Here is a 15,829-nt window from a genome sequence, read left to right on the forward strand (position 1 = left end):
AGCTCTACGCCGCCGGTTTCGCCAGCCCGCAACCGGGAGCGGTCAGGTCAACCCGGCCGCCCCCGGTCAGGCACGGCACGATCTGGTAGGTCTGCTGCGCGTACCCGATGCCCTGGCGCACGGTCACCTCACCGTTCTCGTCCACCTCGCACGGGTTGTTGTCGGTGCACCGCTCGCCGTCCTCGTTGCCGGTGTTGTTGACCGCCACCACCTTGCCGGTGGCCACGTCCACCACGGGGGAGCCGGACGTGCCGCCCCTGGTGCGGCAGTCCTTGCTGTAGCGCATCGAGTCCTGCCAACTCCACCGGCCCTCGCGCAGCTCGTGCACGTAACCGTCCACCTGGCACGAGTAGATGTGCCGCCAGAAGCCCGACACCACGCCGATGTCGATGCCGGTGCCCGGGTGCTCCGCCGACAGCTCCAGCGCCCGGCCGCCCATCGCCTCGATCTCGCCGTAGGTGGCGGTGATCCGGTACAGGGCGACGTCGGTGCCGGTCATCGTGGCGTAGACCAGGGTGTCCGCGCGCAGGGTGCCGAGCTCGTCCTCGCCGTTGCCGGCGAGCAGCGTGAACTTCTTGTCCGACGGCTGGTCGACCACGACCACGCCGGGGTCCATGAACCGCACGCAGTGCCCGTTCGTCATCACCAGGGCTGGGTCGGACGGCTGGTGCTCGGGCGGCCGGACCACCGAGCCCGAGCAGCCGTCCAACGACACGGCGCCGGTGAAGTCGACCTCGACGCGCGGGGGAGCGGACGGTGCGGCATGGGCGGCGTACGCCGGTGCGGCGGACACGGACAGCACGAACGCGGCGAGCACCGCGACCAGGTGGCGCATGGGCGTTGATCCAATCAGCCGTCGCCGGGCGACGCACGCCCGTTCACCCGCTCGCGTCACCACCAAGCTTCGGCGGCGGCAGCCGGTACGTCGGCGGGGTCGCGGACAGCCGGATCGGGTTCGCCACCAGCGGCAGCCCGTCGACGTCGGCGGTGGGCCGCAGGCCGAGCGACTCGGCCAGCGCGAACGCACCGGCCAGGTCGTTCACCGGACCGCACGGCACGCCCAGCGGCGTCAGCACCTCGAACCAGTGCGCCGCCGGACGCGTCCGCAACCGCGCGCCCACCCGCTCCGCCAGCTCCCGCACGTGCGCGACCCGCCGCTCGTTCGTGGCGAACCGCGGGTCCGGCGGCAGGTCCAGCGCTTCACACAGCCGGGTGAACTGCCGGTCGTTGCCCACGGCCAGCACCACCGGCCGGTCGGCCGTCGGGAACACCTCGTAGGGCGCGATCGACGGGTGCCGGTTGCCCAGCGGTCCGGGCACGACCCCGGCCAGCGTGTAGCCGGCGCTCTGGTTGACCATGCTCGACAGCAGCACGGACAGCAGGTCGACCTCCACCAGCTGACCCTCGCCGGTCGCGTCGCGGTGCCGCAGCGCGGTGAGGATGCCCACGGCCGCGTGCATCCCGGTCAGCACGTCCACCAGCGCCACACCGACCTTGGTCGGCTCGTCCGCGCCGGTCACGCTCATCAGCCCGCCGACCGCCTGCACCAGCAGGTCGTAGCCCGGCAGGTGGGCGCCCCGGCCCGCGCCGAACCCCGTCACCGAGCAGTAGACGAGCCGCCCGTGCTGCTCGGCCAGCGTCTCGTAGTCGAGCCCGAACTTCCGCATGGTGCCCGGCCGGAAGTTCTCCACCAGCACGTCCGCGCCCAGCGCGAGCTCCCACGCCGCCGCACGGCCCTCCGCCGTGGCCAGGTCCAGCACCCGCGAGCGCTTGTTCCGGTTCACCGAGAGGAAGTACGTGGCCTCACCGCGCGCGTGCGGCGGACCCCAGGCCCGCGTCTCGTCACCGCGCGGGTGCTCGACCTTGACCACCTCGGCACCGAGGTCGGCCAGCACCATCGTCGCGTACGGCGCGGCCAGCACCCGCCCGAAGTCCGCGATCACGACCCCGTCCAACGCGCCCACGTCCACCTCCCACCGGTCCGAATGCCCCGCCCCGCGCTACTCGCCCTTCTCGCCGTCCGCCAGCTCGCGCAGGAAGTCCAGGTGGCCGACGTGCCTGCCGGTCTCCTGCACCAGGTGGGCGAGGACCCAGCGCACGGTGCGACCCTTGCCGTCATGGTCGCCGCGCGTCCGGTCGTCCGGGCCGAGCCCCTGCAGCGCGTCGGCCGACCGCCTCCACTCGGCGCGGTACTCGGCGATCACCGACTCGACCGTGTCGCCCTCGTGCAGGCGCCACGACGCGTCCGCGTCCGCACCCCACAGCGACGGCAGCTCCACGCCACCCGCCTCGATCGACAGCCACCACCGCTCGACCGCCGTCAAGTGCCGCAGCACGCCGAGCGCGCTCACCACCGGTGACGTCGGGATCGGCGAGGCCGAGGCGTCCTCCCAGCTCAGGCCCTCCACCTTCGACACGGCCGTCAGACGCAGGAAGGTCAGGAACTCGGTCATCAACCGCAGCTCGTCAGGTGCGTCCGCCGCGGGCCACACGCGTTGATTCGAACTCATGTTCGACACCCTAAGGGATGTGGGGATCTCCGAACGCGCTATGCCGCGCGATACCAGCGCGGCGACGTGTTGACCGGTGGTTTCAGCGCCGCCGCGCGCACCACGAGCACGTTCGGCCCGGACCGCGCGGCGTAGTCGTCCAGCCGCGCGCGGAAGTCCCTCCCGAAACCGTCCACAACGGACGCCTCGATGCCGAAGCTCCGCACCAGCGCGACGAAGTCCGGTGACCGCAGGTCCACGCCGAACGGCTCGTGCCCGGCCCGCGCCTGGTCGTGCCGCAGCATCCCGTACCCGTTGTCGTCCACCAGCACCACGGTCACCGGCAGCTGCTCCTGCGCGGCCGTGGCCAGGTCGCCCACGGCGAACAGGAAACCGCCGTCACCGCACACGGCCACCACCCGCCCGGTCACGGCGGCACCCAGCGCGGCGGGGAAGCCGAAGCCGAGCGTGCCCCACCCCACCGGGTAAGCCAGGCCGCGCGGCCGGGTGATCCGGCCGAACCCGCCGACCCAGTACCCGGCCACGCACATGTCCGCCACGACCCGGTGTCCTTCCAGCGCCTCCAGCAACGGCACCGCGCGCGGCTCGTCGGCCTCCACCGCCTTGCGCACCAGGTCGTTCAGCTCGGCGACCCGCTCGGCCACGCCGGTGTCCGGCCGCTCGGGCACGGCGGCAGCCAGCGCCGACACCACCATCCGGGCGTCACCGCGCAGCGTCACGTCCGGCCGGTAGTTGCGGATCGCCTCGACGTTGACGTTCAGCAACCGGGGCGGCGCGGGCTGCCGCCAGTTCTGCGTCATCATCCCGTCGAAGTCGCTGCCCACCCCGATGACCAGGTCGGCCTCGTCCCACAGCGCGCCGACCTCGGGCAGGTGCACGGGACCGTGCACCACGTGCGGGTGGTCGACCAGCCCGCGTGCGCCGTACGTGGTGACGATCGGCGCGCCGATGCGCGAGGCCAGCTCACCCACCGCCGCACCCGCGCCCGACCGCGCCGCGCCGCCGCCTGCCCAGATCAGCGGCCGCTCGGCAGCCGCCACCAGCTCCACGCCCGCCGCCACGTCCGGCACCGACGGCGCACGGGTCGGGATCCGGTTCCACACGCCCGCGTCCGCGGTGAGGAAGTCGGTCGGCACGCCCAGGTACACCGGTCCCTGCGGCGCGGCGGTGGCCAGCAGCGCGGCGCTGTCGGCGTAGATGCCGACCGACTCGGCCGCCCGCAGCGTCCAGCCGCCCTTCACCACCGGCAGGAACATCGCCCGCTGGTCCCGCGTCTCGTGCAGCGTGCCCCGGTACTCGCCGGGACGGCGCAGCGTGGACGGGATGTCGGTGGCGATCACCAGCACCGGCGACCCCGACGCGTACGCCTCGCCGGTCGCGCCCAGGCAGTTCGCCGCGCCCGGCCCGGTGGTCACCAGCGCGACGCCCAGCCGCCCGGTGGCGCGGGCGTAGCCGTCGGCCGCGTACACCGCGGTCTGCTCGTGCCGGACGCCGACCAGCCGGATGCCGGAGGTCCGCAGCGCCTCCCACACGGGCAGGTTGTGCACGCCGGGCAACCCGAACACGACCTCGACGCCGTGCGCGGCCAGCACACCCAGCAACCGCTCCGCCCCGCTCACCATGAGCCAGACGCTAGGGACGCACGGCCTCCCGGGCAACGTCACCCGGTCGTGTCATCATGCGCCGTGCCCCGATTGTCCCTGGTAGTCCTCCTCGCGCTGCTCGCCGGCTGCACGTCGGCGGTGCCCGGCGCACCGGGCCCCGAACCGGACGACGTGCAGGCGCGCTGGTGGACCTGGGCCGCGTCCAGCCCGACCAGCCGCAACCCGGTCGTCGACGACACCGGCGAGTTCTGCGCGGTGGACCAGCCCGCGGACCTGTGGTTCGTCGCGGGCACGTTCGGCGGCGCGGTGGAGCGCACCTGCGAGGTTCCCGCCGGCCGCGAGCTAGTCGGGCCCGTCGTCAACCACACCGCCGACACCGCCGACGCCTGCGCGGACACCGCCGAGAACGCCTACGGCGAGGTCACGCTCGACGGGCGACCGCAGGACGTGCGACGCCTCGGGCCCGACCGCATCACGTTCCGCGGCACCGAGGCCAACGCGGTGACCGGCGAGGAAGGCACGTTCCGCACCTACGCCTGCGGGCTGTGGGTGCACATCCCGCCGCTGCCGCCCGGCGAGCACGACCTGCTGATCGACGGCCGCAGCGACGGTTTCCGCACCACCGCCCACTACCGCCTGATCGTGCGGGAGTCGTCGCTGTAGCACCCGTTTTGCTATCGTCGGAAACGGCGTGTGTGAGCAGACGTGAGGCTGGAGCCACTCCCCGGCAACGGGTGGCGTGATCCGCCGCGGGGTGAAGGCACCCCTGCTCACGAGGGATCACCGAAGTCCGTTGAACGACGCGTGACGCGTCCTTGTTGCGCCGAGCCGGGCGGCGGGAGCGAGGACTGCCATGGCGCGATCATCGTTGACCGAACAGCTGGTCGACCTCCGCCGGCGCTACACCGGCGAGAACCTCACCCAGGCCGTGCCCGCGGTGAAGGCCGTGCTGCACGACCTGCCCGACGACCGCCGCGAACGCGTGGTGGACGCCCTGCGCGGCGAGGCCGACGTGCGGGGCTTGTTCTTGCCCGACGCCGAGGAGGACGACCAGCGCGCGCTGGAGTGCGTGCTGCTGAAGGCGGGCATCGACGCGGGCCTGCACCTGCAACTGCGCCCGCCCGCGAGCATGCTGCGCCCGGCGCACGCGTTCCGCACCGTCGAACCGGGCAGGCACCCGCGCGTCCACCTCACCGACCACGCCCTCGGCCCGCTGCTGTACGAGCTGCTGCCGCGCCACGACGACTCGTGGGTGGCGGGCGTGGCCGGGCTGCGCGTCACCCACCACCCGCGCTCGGTGGAGCTGCGACTGGTCGGGCTGGACGCGGCTGTGCACCTCGCGGGTGTGGACGAGCGGGCCTGGGCCGACGGCATGAAGTACGTGCGCACGCTGCTCAAGGGCCGTGGCCTGAGCGCCGCGTTCATCGACGGCCCGCTGGCCGCCGTCGAGCGCGACCACCTGGCCGAGACGCCTTACCCGACCGGGGTGGGCAGCGCAGTGCTGCGCCGCTACCACCTGTTCAGCGCGGCGCCGTGGGTGCGCGCGCTGGCGCAGGGTGACCGGTGGTGGGTCGAGTGGCCCGCGAGCCTGGGCGTGCCGAAGGTCGCCGACCACCTGCTGCACCCCGTGTTCGGCCTGCCCGGCGCGGTGGAGATCCCCAGTGCGGGCGGCGGCCTCGGGCTGTCCACCGGCTGGTACGACCTGTTCCTGCGCGAGGTCGACGCGCCGGACCCCGAGCACGAGCCCGCGCTGGCCGCGATGGAGTGGCCCGAAGGCGTCACCGGCTGGTGGGAGCCGCCGCAGGCGGTCAAGTGAGCCGCACCTCCCCGGGCGGGCGACACCTGCCCGGGGAGGTGTTCACCCACGGCGTTCGGACCAGCGGAGCCGTCCGAACCGACGAAGTCCTCGCCGGTGGCCGTGATCACGGCCCAACCGCGCGGACGGCGCGGTGCACGCCGGTAGACTGCGGTTTCGTCCGACGCGACCGCGTCGAGCCGCCCGTCAGAGTGTCAGGAGGACCCCGGTGACCCAACAGGCTGCCGAGGCCCAGCCCGAGGTCGCGCCCCGGCGCGTGCTCGTGGCCGAGGACGAAGCCCTCATCCGCCTCGACCTGGTCGAGATGCTGCGCGAAGAGGGGTACGAGGTGGCCGGTCAGGCCGCCGACGGCGACGAGGCGGTCACGCTGGCCACCGAGCTGCGGCCCGACTTGGTGATCATGGACGTGAAGATGCCGAAGGTCGACGGCATCGAGGCCGCGTCGGTGATCGCGGGCAAGCGCATCGCGCCGGTGGTCATCCTCACCGCGTTCAGCCAGCGCGACCTGGTGGAGCGCGCCCGTGACGCGGGTGCGATGGCCTACCTGGTCAAGCCGTTCGCCAAGCGCGACCTGGTGCCCGCGATCGAGCTGGCGATGAGCCGGTTCGCCGAGCTGCAGGCGTTGGAGAACGAGGTCGCCGGGCTGACCGAGCGGCTGGAGACGCGCAAGGTCGTCGAGCGCGCCAAGGGATTGCTGATGACCAAGCAGGGTCTGTCGGAGCCCGAGGCATTCCGCTGGGTGCAGCGCACCGCGATGGATCGGCGCACCACGATGAAGGCAGTGGCCGAAGCCGTCATCGAAAACTTCGGGTGAAGTATCCCCGAGAGTGATACACGTTCGAGTATCGGACGGTCGGTCAGGTCATTCTCGGTTACTGTTCGCATTGACCATGTGACCTGCGGCGATTTGAGCTGGATTTGAGCTTGTTAACGTGGGGGATTTCCCCGTGACAACCGTCACGATGTGGACACAGAGCAGTAAGTCCACCTGTTCAGCGGCTGCAACTGAAGCTACGTTCCTGCCCTAACCCACGCCCTCGTGTGAGGGCTCCGCCTACCGGCGGGATGGTTGGTGTCATGGGAGGTATTCCGGTGTCAGGAGCACGACTCGGCCGAGTTCTGGCGCTGGCGGCGGCTTCGTCGCTGGTGCTCGCGGCTTGTGCCGGAGGCGGCGGCGGTGGCGAAGCGGGTGGCGACGTCACCTCGGTCAAGATCGGGTTCATGGGTGACCTCACCGGTGAGAACGCGGCGATCGTGATCCCGCCCCGGAACGGTGCGGTGATGGCGGTCGAGGAGTACAACGCCAAGAACCCCAAGGTCAAGATCGAGCTGGTGCAGTACGACAGCCAGGGCAAGGCGGACCAGGCCACCTCGTTGATCACGAAGGCCATCACCCAGGACAAGATCGTGGCCCTCATCGGCCCGGCCTTCTCCGGTGAGTCCAAGGCCATCGGCGGGCAGCTGGAAGAGGGCAAGATCCCCAGCGTGTCGCCGTCGGCCACGAACCCCGGTCTGGCCGAGAACGGCTGGACCTACTGGCACCGCGTCGTGGCCAACGACGCCGACCAGGGCCCCGGCATCGCGGACTTCCTGGTGAAGGCCAAGAGCCCGAAGAAGGCGTTCGTCCTGTCCGACGACCAGGAGTACAGCGTCGGCCTGGCCGACGCCGTCGCCCAGTCGTTCGAGAAGTCGAACGTCACGGTCGAGCGGGACAAGTTCTCCAAGGACGCGTCCGACTACTCGTCCACGGTCACCAAGGTTGCCGCGTCGAACCCCGACGTGATCGTCTTCGGTGGTTACTACGCGCAGGCCGGCCGGCTGCTCAAGCAGCTGCGCGACGCCAAGGTGACGGCCACGTTCGCCTCCGGTGACGGCTCGCTCGACCAGCAGCTCGTCACCGGCGCGGGCACCGCGGCCGCCGAGGGCGCCGTCCTCGCCTGCCCGTGCAACATCCCGACGCCCGACGTGACCGGCGCGCTGAAGACGTTCTTCGACAACTACAAGAAGAGCGCCAACGTCGACCCCGCGATCTACGCGACCGAGGGCTACGACGCCGCGACCGCGTTCATCAAGGCCGTGGAGGCGGGCAACACCACCGGCGAGAAGATCAACGAGTTCCTCAAGGGCGTCAGCTTCGAGGGCGTCTCCAAGCCGATCAAGTTCAAGGCGAACGGCGAGCCGGAGAACAACGCGATCTTCATCTACCAGGTCGTCGACGGCAAGGTGAAGCTGCTGGGTGCCGCGGAGGAAGCGAAGCTCGAGGGCTGATCCGACAGACGGATCAGGTAAGCAAGCTAGCGCGCTGGGGAGCGGGAGTGTCGTGGGAACGACAACTCCCGCTCCCCACCACTATGGCGAAGTTTCTCTCCCCGCCCGTCTCGTGAGGCAAACCTGTCATGCTTGATGATTTCCTCAACCAGTTCCTGCCCAGCACGGTGGGCGGGCTGGTGTTCGGCTCCATCTACGCGCTCATCGCCCTCGGCTACACGATGGTCTACGGCGTGCTGCGTCTGATCAACTTCGCGCACTCCGAGATCTTCATGATCGGCACCTTCACGTCGCTGGTGGTGATCACGGCGATCGCCCCCGCGGCGCCGCTGACCGGGATCGCCCTGTTCGGCGTGATGCTGTTGATCATCGTGGCGTCCGCGGCTATCTCCGGCGGCGCCGCGATGCTGCTGGAGCTCGTGGCCTACCGGCCGCTGCGCAAGAAGGGCGCGACCAGGCTCACCGCGCTCATCTCCGCGATCGGCGCGTCGCTCTTCCTGCAGGAGCTGTTCGCCCTCGTGATCATCCCGTGGTTGACCGGCAACGCCGGGCGCAACCAGCAGTCCTCGCCGCGGATCGTGGACCGCGACACGGTGTTCACCATCGGCAACGCCGCGGTGCGCACCGACCACATCATCGTCGTGGTCGCCGCGGTCATCATGATGATCGCGCTGGACCGCCTGGTGAACAAGACCAAGATCGGCCGCGGTATCCGCGCCACGGCGCAAGACCCCGAAGCGGCCGTGCTCATGGGCGTCAGCATCGACAACATCGTGCGGGTCACGTTCCTCCTCGGTGGCGCGATGGCGGGTGTCGCGGGCGCGCTGTATTTGATGGAGTTCGAGAACACCGTCTTCAACGTCGGTTTCGTGCTCGGCATCAAGGCGTTCACCGCGGCCGTCCTCGGCGGTATCGGCAACCTGCGCGGCGCGCTGCTCGGCGGTATCGTGCTCGGCCTCATCGAGAACTGGGGCGCGATCTTCCTGGGTTCGGAGTGGAAGGACGTGATCGCGTTCACCGTGCTGGTGGTCGTGTTGATGTTCCGCCCGACCGGCATCCTCGGCGAATCCCTGCAGAAGGCCCGCGCATGAAAGGCAACGGAGTGACTGGCAACGCGAATCCGTTGAGGCGCGTCGGCGCCCTGTTCGACGGCGCACGCGACTGGTGGGAACGCGCCAAAACCTGGCAGCGGACCGTGGTGTACCTCGGCGCGCTCGTGTTCGCGCTGATCCTGCCCGCCCCGTGGATCGGCTCGTTCATGTCGCCCGGCGCGGACTGGACGACGGTGCTGATCTACCCGATCGGCACCTACATCCTGCTGGCGATCGGCCTGAACGTGGTCGTCGGCCAAGCGGGCCTGCTCGACCTCGGTTTCGTGGCGTTCTTCGCCATCGGCGGCTACACGCTGGCCTACTTCGCCACCGAGCACGGCTGGTGGTACTGGCCGACGGTGTTGTTCGGCATCTTCCTGGCGGCGGTCTCCGGCGTCATCCTCGGCGCGCCGACGCTGCGGCTGCGCGGCGACTACCTGGCGATCGTGACGCTCGGTTTCGGTGAGATCATCCGCATCACCGCGAACAACACCGACGAGATCGGCGGCGCGCGCGGCATCCCCAACATCCCGCACCCGACGGACATGCCGGCGATCGGCCTGGAGTTCGGCGTGCTGCCCGCCCCGTACTACTACCTGATGGTCGCCGCCATCGCGGTGGTGATCATCTTCTCGGTGCGGCTGCAGAAGAGCCGCGTCGGCCGCGCGTGGGCGGCGATCCGGGAGGACGAGGACGCGGCCGAGCTGATGGGCGTGCCGACGTTCAAGTTCAAGCTGCTCGCGTTCGCCATCGGCGCGATGATCGGCGGTCTGGCCGGCGGCATCTACGCGGGCAAGGCCGTGTTCATCGAGCCGGGCACGTTCCCGTTCATCCTGTCCGCGACCATCCTCGCGGCGGTCGTCCTCGGCGGCGCGGGCAACCTGCCCGGCGTCATGCTCGGCGCGTTCGTCATCGCCTGGCTGCCCGAGCGGTTCCGCGAGGTCGACTGGCTGAAGGAAGCGCTGGGCAAGGACCCGGCCGAGTACCGCATCCTGCTGTTCGGCGGCGTGCTGGTGCTGATGATGGCGTTGCGGCCGGAGGGCCTGCTGCCCTCCCGCAGGCGCAAGGCCGAACTGCACGAGGGCACCGGCGGCATGGGCGCGATGGGCGCCGAGGTCGCGGGTCCGGACACCGATGTCTCGACGGAGGCGGCCAAGTGAGCACTCCCGTCCTTCAGCTGGACAACGTGACCATGCGCTTCGGCGGCGTGGTCGCGCTCCGCGAAGCGAAGATCAGCGTCGGCCAGGGCGAGATCTTCGCCCTGATCGGGCCGAACGGCGCGGGCAAGACCACGGTGTTCAACGTGGTCACCGGCGTCTACCAGCCCACCGAGGGCCAGGTGCTGTTCAACGGCGCCCGGCTCGACGGCACCAAGCGGTTCAAGATCACCAAGCAGGGCATCGCCCGCACGTTCCAGAACATCCGGCTGTTCCACAACATGTCGGCGCTGGAGAACGTGATGGTCGGCGCGGACGCGCACCACAAGACCGGTGCGATCGGCGCCACGCTCGGCCTGCCGTGGCACCGCAAGGAGGAGAAGCGCGGCCGTGAGCTGGCCCGGGAGCTGCTCGACTTCGTCGGCATCCCCGGCCGGATGACCGAGACCGCGAAGAACCTGCCCTACGGCGACCAGCGGCGGCTGGAGATCGCCCGCGCCCTGGCCACGGACCCGAAGCTGCTGCTGCTGGACGAGCCCGCGGCCGGCATGAACCCGGCCGAGAAGGAAGCGCTCCAGACGCTCATCCGCAAGATCCGCGACAGCGGTCGGACCGTGCTGCTGATCGAGCACGACATGAGCCTGGTCATGGGCGTCAGCGACCGCGTGGCGGTGCTGGACTTCGGCCAGCTGATCGCAGAAGGGCTCCCGCAAGAGGTGCAGAACAACCCGAAGGTCATCGAGGCGTACCTGGGGGTGTCCGAAGATGCTTCTTGAGCTCAAGGACGTCCACGTCCACTACGGCAAGATCGCCGCGATCAAGGGCATCAGCCTGGAGGTCGAGGACGGTGAGATCGTCTCGCTCATCGGCGCCAACGGCGCGGGCAAGACGACCACGCTGAAGACCATCTCGGGCCTGCGCCCGCTGACCAGCGGCCAGATCCTGTTCAACGGCGAGGACATCTCCAAGATGCCCGGCCACAAGCGGGTCATGGCGGGCATCGGCCAGTCACCGGAAGGCCGCGGCGTGTTCCCCGGCATGACGGTGCAGGAGAACCTGCTGATGGGCGCCTACACCCGCAAGGACGCGCTCGACGCCGACCTGGCCGAGGTCTACGAGCTGTTCCCGCGGCTGGCGGAGCGCAAGAGCCAGTTCGGCGGCACGATGTCCGGCGGCGAGCAGCAGATGATCGCCATCGGCCGGGCGTTGATGACCAAGCCGAAGGTGCTCCTGCTGGACGAGCCGTCGATGGGCCTCGCGCCCATGCTCATCGCGCAGATCTTCGAGATCATCAAGGAGATCAACAAGCGCGGCACGACCGTGCTGCTGGTCGAGCAGAACGCGCAGCAGGCGCTGAAGCTCTCCGACCGCGCGTACGTGCTGGAGACCGGCCGGGTCGTGAAGAGCGCACCCGGGCCGGAGCTGCTGGACGACCCCCAGGTGCGCGCGGCGTACCTCGGCGGTCACTGACGGTCACCGGATGATCCCGCCGGCCCGGCTAGGGCTGGGCCAGCGGGATCTCCGTGCTCGACTCGTCCTTCAGGTCGGTCAGCGTCGGACCGCCGTACACGCGCAGGGCGAGCGGTTTCGCGTCCTCGGGCAGGTCGTAGTAGACGTCGTACTCCAGGCGCACGTTCGCGCCGAGGTCGATCGTCTCCGGCTGCCGCTTGATGGTCATGGCCTGCGCGTCCACCTGGTGCTCGGCCTCGCGGTCGTCGATCAGCACGTGCCTGCGCGCGTCGAACGACACGCTGCTGCGCCCGTTGTTGATCACGCTCATCCGGATCCGGACGAACTGGCCCTTGGCGTGGAACTCGGCGTGGCTGCCGATCAGCGTCGGCATCCCGGTGGTGAGCCCGACCAGCGTGAACGCCGTGTCGCCGTCCGCGGTGGTGGGAATCTTGAGCGGCTTCTCGTCCGGCCGCACGGTCTGCGCGGGCACCGGGTACGTCGGCGCCGACGACGCCGTGGTCTCCGGCCCGGCCACGACCGGGGTGTCACCGCACCCGGCCGCCACCAGCACCACGGCCATCACCGCCACCACGCGCCGCACGCCCACCTCCGACTCACCGGGTCACCTTGAATTGCACACCTCGGCGGACCGAACCGCACCTTCACACTTTCGGTGCTTCTCTTATTTCGGGCGATCCTTGAGGAAGCACGTGAGCCGGGCCGTGCAGGCGCGCCTGCCCTGGTCGTCGGTGATGACGATCTCGTAGGTGGCGGTGCTGCGGCCGCGGTGGATCGGCGTGCACACCCCCGTGACGACGCCCTCGGTGACACCCCGGTGGTGCGTGCAGGACAGCTCCAAACCGACCGCCAGCCGGTCCGGCGCCGCGTGCATGGCCGCCGCGACCGAGCCCAGGGTCTCCGCCAGCGCCGCGTTCGCCCCGCCGTGCAGCAGCCCGTACGGCTGGCGGTTGCCCTTCACCGGCATCGTGCCGACGAGTTGGTCGGCATCCCATCGGGTGATCTCGATGCCCAGCTTCGAGGTGAGCTGCTCGTGGGCGACGGCCTGGTCGGCGCCGGGGATGTCCTCGGGTGCTGGCGTCACGGTTGCTCCAGTCGGTGCGGAACTGTCGGACCCCCACCCTAGACTCGGCGCGTGAGCACTTCAGAAGCCTCCCGCCTGCTGCTGGTCGACGGTCACTCCATGGCCTACCGCGCCTTCTTCGCGCTGCCCAAGGAGAACTTCCAGACGGGCACGGGTCAGACCACCAACGCGGTCTACGGCTTCACGTCGATGCTCATCAACCTGCTGCGGGACGAGAAGCCGACGCACGTCGCGGTGGCGTTCGACGTCTCGCGCAAGACGTTCCGCACCGAGGCCTACGCGGAGTACAAGGCCGGTCGCAGCGAGACGCCGGACGAGTTCCGAGGTCAGGTCAGCCTGATCGAGGACGTGCTGGGCACGCTGAACATCCCGGTGCTGTCCAAGGCCAACTACGAGGCGGACGACCTGATCGCCACGCTCACCACGCAGGCCACGGCGCTGGGCTACGAGGTGCTGATCTGCACCGGCGACCGCGACGCGTTGCAGCTGGTCACCGACGAGGTGACGGTGCTGTACCCGGTCAAGGGCGTGTCCGAGCTGGCCCGCTACACCCCCGAGCTGGTGCTGGAGAAGCAGGGCGTGCCGCCGGAGCTGTACGCCGACTACGCGGCGGTGCGCGGCGACTCGTCGGACAACCTGCCGAACACCCCCGGCGTCGGTCCGAAGACGATCGTGAAGCTGCTCACCCAGTTCGGTTCGCTGAACGGGCTCATCGACCACATCGACGAGGTGCCGGGCAAGGTCGGCGACGCGCTGCGGGCGAACCTGTCCAACATCATGCTGAACCGGCAGCTCACCGAGCTGGTGCGCGACGTGGAGCTGCCCGTCGGCCCCGCCGGGTTGGAGGCCAGGCCGTGGGACCGCGACGCGGTGCACCGGCTGTTCGACGAGCTGGAGTTCCGGGTGCTGCGGGACCGGCTGTTCTCCACCCTGTCCACCGCCGAGCCGGAGGCCGAGGAGGGTTTCACGGTCAGCGGCGGTGAGGTGCCCGCGGGTTCGGTGGCGTCCTGGCTCGACGCGCACGCCCGGTCGGGGCGGGTCGGCATCGCGTTCCGCTCCGCCGGCGGCGAGCTGGAGGGCCTGGCACTGGCCGCGGTCGGGGGTGAGGGCGGGTACGTCGAGGTCGGCTCGCTGACCGAGGCCGACGAGAACGCGCTGGCCGCGTGGCTGGCCGACGAGTCGGTGGCCAAGGCGGCGCACGACCTGAAGCTGCCGCTGCGGCAGCTGCGGGCGCGCGGGTGGGAGCTGCGCGGGGTGAGCAGCGACACCGCGCTGGCCGCCTACCTGGTGCGGCCCGGCCAGCGGTCGTTCGCGCTGGACGACCTGGCGCTGCGCTACCTCAAGCGCGAGCTGCGGGCCGAGGAGCCCGACGACGGCCAGCTGTCGCTGCTGGCCGACGAGTCCGAGGAGCGGCAGAAGACCGCGCAGGCGGCGATCGTGCGGGCGTTCGCGGTGGCGGAGCTGGCCGACGCGCTGGACGCGGAGCTGGTCGCCACCGGCCAGGAGCCGCTGCTGGCCGAGCTGGAGCTGCCGCTGATGATGGTGCTGGACGAGGTGGAGGCGGTCGGCATCGCGATCGACGCCGAGCACTTGGCGGCGTTGGAGGCACACTTCGCGGCGGGTGTGAAGCAGGCCGCGCAGGACGCGTACTCGGTGATCGGCAAGGAGATCAACCTCGGCTCGCCCAAGCAGCTGCAGACCGTGCTGTTCGACGAGCTGCAGATGCCGAAGACGAAGAAGACCAAGACCGGGTACACCACGGACGCGGACGCGCTGCAGAACCTGTTCGAGTCGACCCAGCACCCGTTCCTGCAGCACCTGCTCGCGCACCGGGACGTGACCAGGCTCAAGTCGACCGTGGACGGCCTGCTCAAGTCGGTGGCCGACGACGGCCGCATCCACACCACGTTCCACCAGACGATCGCGGCGACGGGGCGGCTGTCGTCCACCGACCCGAACCTGCAGAACATCCCGATCCGCACGGACGAGGGCAGGCGCATCCGCGAGGCGTTCGTGGTCGGGCCGGGCTACGCCGAGTTGATGACCGCGGACTACAGCCAGATCGAGATGCGGATCATGGCGCACCTGTCCGAGGACGAGGGGCTGATCGAGGCGTTCCGCAGCGGGGAGGACCTGCACACGTTCGTCGCGTCGCGGGCGTTCTCCGTGCCGACCTCGGAGGTCACCGCCGAGCAGCGCCGCCGGGTGAAGGCCATGTCGTACGGGCTGGCCTACGGGCTCTCGGAGTACGGGCTGGCGCAGCAGTTGCGGATCTCGGCGGCCGAGGCGCGGGAGCAGAAGGAGGCGTACTTCGCCCGGTTCGGCGGGGTGCGCGACTACCTGCACGCCGTGGTCGAGGACGCGCGGAAGAAGGGCTACACCGAGACGATCCTCGGCCGGCGCCGCTACCTGCCCGACCTGACCAGCGACAACCGGCAGCGCCGGGAGATGGCCGAGCGGATGGCGTTGAACGCGCCGATCCAGGGCAGCGCGGCGGACATCATCAAGGTGGCGATGCTCGGCGTGTTCCGGGCGCTGGAGGAGTCGGGGCTGCGGTCGCGGATGCTGCTGCAGGTGCACGACGAACTGGTGCTGGAGATCGCCGAGGGGGAGCGGGAGCAGGTCGAGGCGCTGGTGCGCGCGCAGATGGGTGGCGCGTACGAGTTGTCGGTGGCGTTGGAGGTCTCGGTGGGCGTGGGCCGCTCCTGGGACGCCGCTGCCCACTGACTGTTTCGCCTGGTCAGGCTGGGTGGGTGCGACGGACACCCGTACTTCGCCCGCCACACCGCCCGCTCATCATTCGTGGTGACGAAGGGGGTGGCCATGGCC

At 70.4% G+C, this 15,829-nt stretch carries 15 protein-coding genes; 9 read left to right on the forward strand and 6 right to left on the reverse strand.

The window, feature by feature from the left end:
* Positions 1–4 precede the first annotated feature (4 nt).
* From A6A25_RS12190 to A6A25_RS12205, 4 genes are read right to left on the reverse strand one after another with little or no spacing between them, the layout of a single operon-like run.
* On the reverse strand, positions 5–835 hold the full coding sequence (locus A6A25_RS12190; RefSeq protein WP_073888645.1) for a S1 family peptidase: 831 nt from the start codon (positions 833–835) through the stop codon (positions 5–7).
* 43 nt (positions 836–878) lie between these two features.
* Complete coding sequence (locus A6A25_RS12195; RefSeq protein WP_073888647.1) at positions 879–1,970, reverse strand: CaiB/BaiF CoA transferase family protein; 1,092 nt, start codon at positions 1,968–1,970, stop codon at positions 879–881.
* A 30-nt stretch (positions 1,971–2,000) separates the two neighbouring features.
* Complete coding sequence (locus A6A25_RS12200) at positions 2,001–2,510, reverse strand: DinB family protein (RefSeq protein ID WP_143193116.1); 510 nt, start codon at positions 2,508–2,510, stop codon at positions 2,001–2,003.
* A 38-nt stretch (positions 2,511–2,548) separates the two neighbouring features.
* Positions 2,549–4,132 (reverse strand): thiamine pyrophosphate-binding protein, encoded by a 1,584-nt coding sequence (locus A6A25_RS12205; RefSeq protein WP_073888652.1) that lies wholly within the window; start codon positions 4,130–4,132, stop codon positions 2,549–2,551.
* Between the two features lie 63 nt (positions 4,133–4,195).
* Here A6A25_RS12205 and A6A25_RS12210 point away from each other — a divergent pair, with 63 nt between their 5' ends.
* The 8 genes from A6A25_RS12210 (at position 4,196) to A6A25_RS12245 (ending at position 11,916) form a co-directional block, all read left to right on the forward strand.
* Positions 4,196–4,777 (forward strand): hypothetical protein, encoded by a 582-nt coding sequence (locus A6A25_RS12210; protein ID WP_198932676.1) that lies wholly within the window; start codon positions 4,196–4,198, stop codon positions 4,775–4,777.
* A gap of 190 nt (positions 4,778–4,967) precedes the next feature.
* A complete protein-coding gene (locus tag A6A25_RS12215; RefSeq protein WP_073888654.1) occupies positions 4,968–5,930 on the forward strand; it encodes a hypothetical protein in 963 nt (320 codons plus the stop codon).
* Positions 5,931–6,138: 208 nt separating this feature from the next.
* A complete protein-coding gene (locus tag A6A25_RS12220; RefSeq protein ID WP_073888656.1) occupies positions 6,139–6,744 on the forward strand; it encodes an ANTAR domain-containing response regulator in 606 nt (201 codons plus the stop codon).
* A gap of 278 nt (positions 6,745–7,022) precedes the next feature.
* Positions 7,023–8,198, forward strand: coding sequence for a branched-chain amino acid ABC transporter substrate-binding protein (locus A6A25_RS12225; RefSeq protein ID WP_241828609.1), 1,176 nt, complete (start codon positions 7,023–7,025; stop codon positions 8,196–8,198).
* Positions 8,199–8,326: 128 nt separating this feature from the next.
* A complete protein-coding gene (locus A6A25_RS12230; RefSeq protein WP_073888661.1) occupies positions 8,327–9,289 on the forward strand; it encodes a branched-chain amino acid ABC transporter permease in 963 nt (320 codons plus the stop codon).
* Positions 9,286–10,449 carry a branched-chain amino acid ABC transporter permease gene (locus tag A6A25_RS12235; protein WP_073888663.1) on the forward strand — a complete coding sequence of 388 codons (1,164 nt, stop codon included), beginning with the start codon at positions 9,286–9,288 and terminating at the stop codon, positions 10,447–10,449. The genes A6A25_RS12230 and A6A25_RS12235 overlap by 4 nt, the downstream gene beginning before the upstream one ends.
* A 32-nt stretch (positions 10,450–10,481) precedes the next feature.
* A complete protein-coding gene (locus A6A25_RS12240) occupies positions 10,482–11,222 on the forward strand; it encodes an ABC transporter ATP-binding protein (protein ID WP_143193128.1) in 741 nt (246 codons plus the stop codon).
* Positions 11,212–11,916, forward strand: coding sequence for an ABC transporter ATP-binding protein (locus A6A25_RS12245; protein WP_073888668.1), 705 nt, complete (start codon positions 11,212–11,214; stop codon positions 11,914–11,916). Before A6A25_RS12240 ends, A6A25_RS12245 begins: the two co-directional genes overlap by 11 nt.
* A 28-nt stretch (positions 11,917–11,944) precedes the next feature.
* Here the strand turns inward: A6A25_RS12245 and A6A25_RS12250 are convergent, their stop codons facing one another.
* Both A6A25_RS12250 and A6A25_RS12255 read right to left on the reverse strand, forming a co-directional pair.
* On the reverse strand, positions 11,945–12,499 hold the full coding sequence (locus tag A6A25_RS12250) for a DUF4352 domain-containing protein (RefSeq protein WP_073888853.1): 555 nt from the start codon (positions 12,497–12,499) through the stop codon (positions 11,945–11,947).
* Positions 12,500–12,580: 81 nt separating this feature from the next.
* Positions 12,581–13,000: a hotdog fold thioesterase gene (locus A6A25_RS12255; protein ID WP_073888670.1), complete on the reverse strand. Its 420-nt coding sequence runs from the start codon at positions 12,998–13,000 to the stop codon at positions 12,581–12,583.
* Between the two features lie 51 nt (positions 13,001–13,051).
* On the opposite strand from A6A25_RS12255, the gene polA reads away from it, so the two are divergent.
* On the forward strand, positions 13,052–15,727 hold the full coding sequence (gene polA, locus A6A25_RS12260; protein ID WP_198932677.1) for a DNA polymerase I: 2,676 nt from the start codon (positions 13,052–13,054) through the stop codon (positions 15,725–15,727).
* Positions 15,728–15,829: the final 102 nt, after the last annotated feature.

The sequence above is a fragment of the Saccharothrix sp. CB00851 genome, assembly GCF_001905065.1.
GTDB lineage: Bacteria > Actinomycetota > Actinomycetes > Mycobacteriales > Pseudonocardiaceae > Actinosynnema.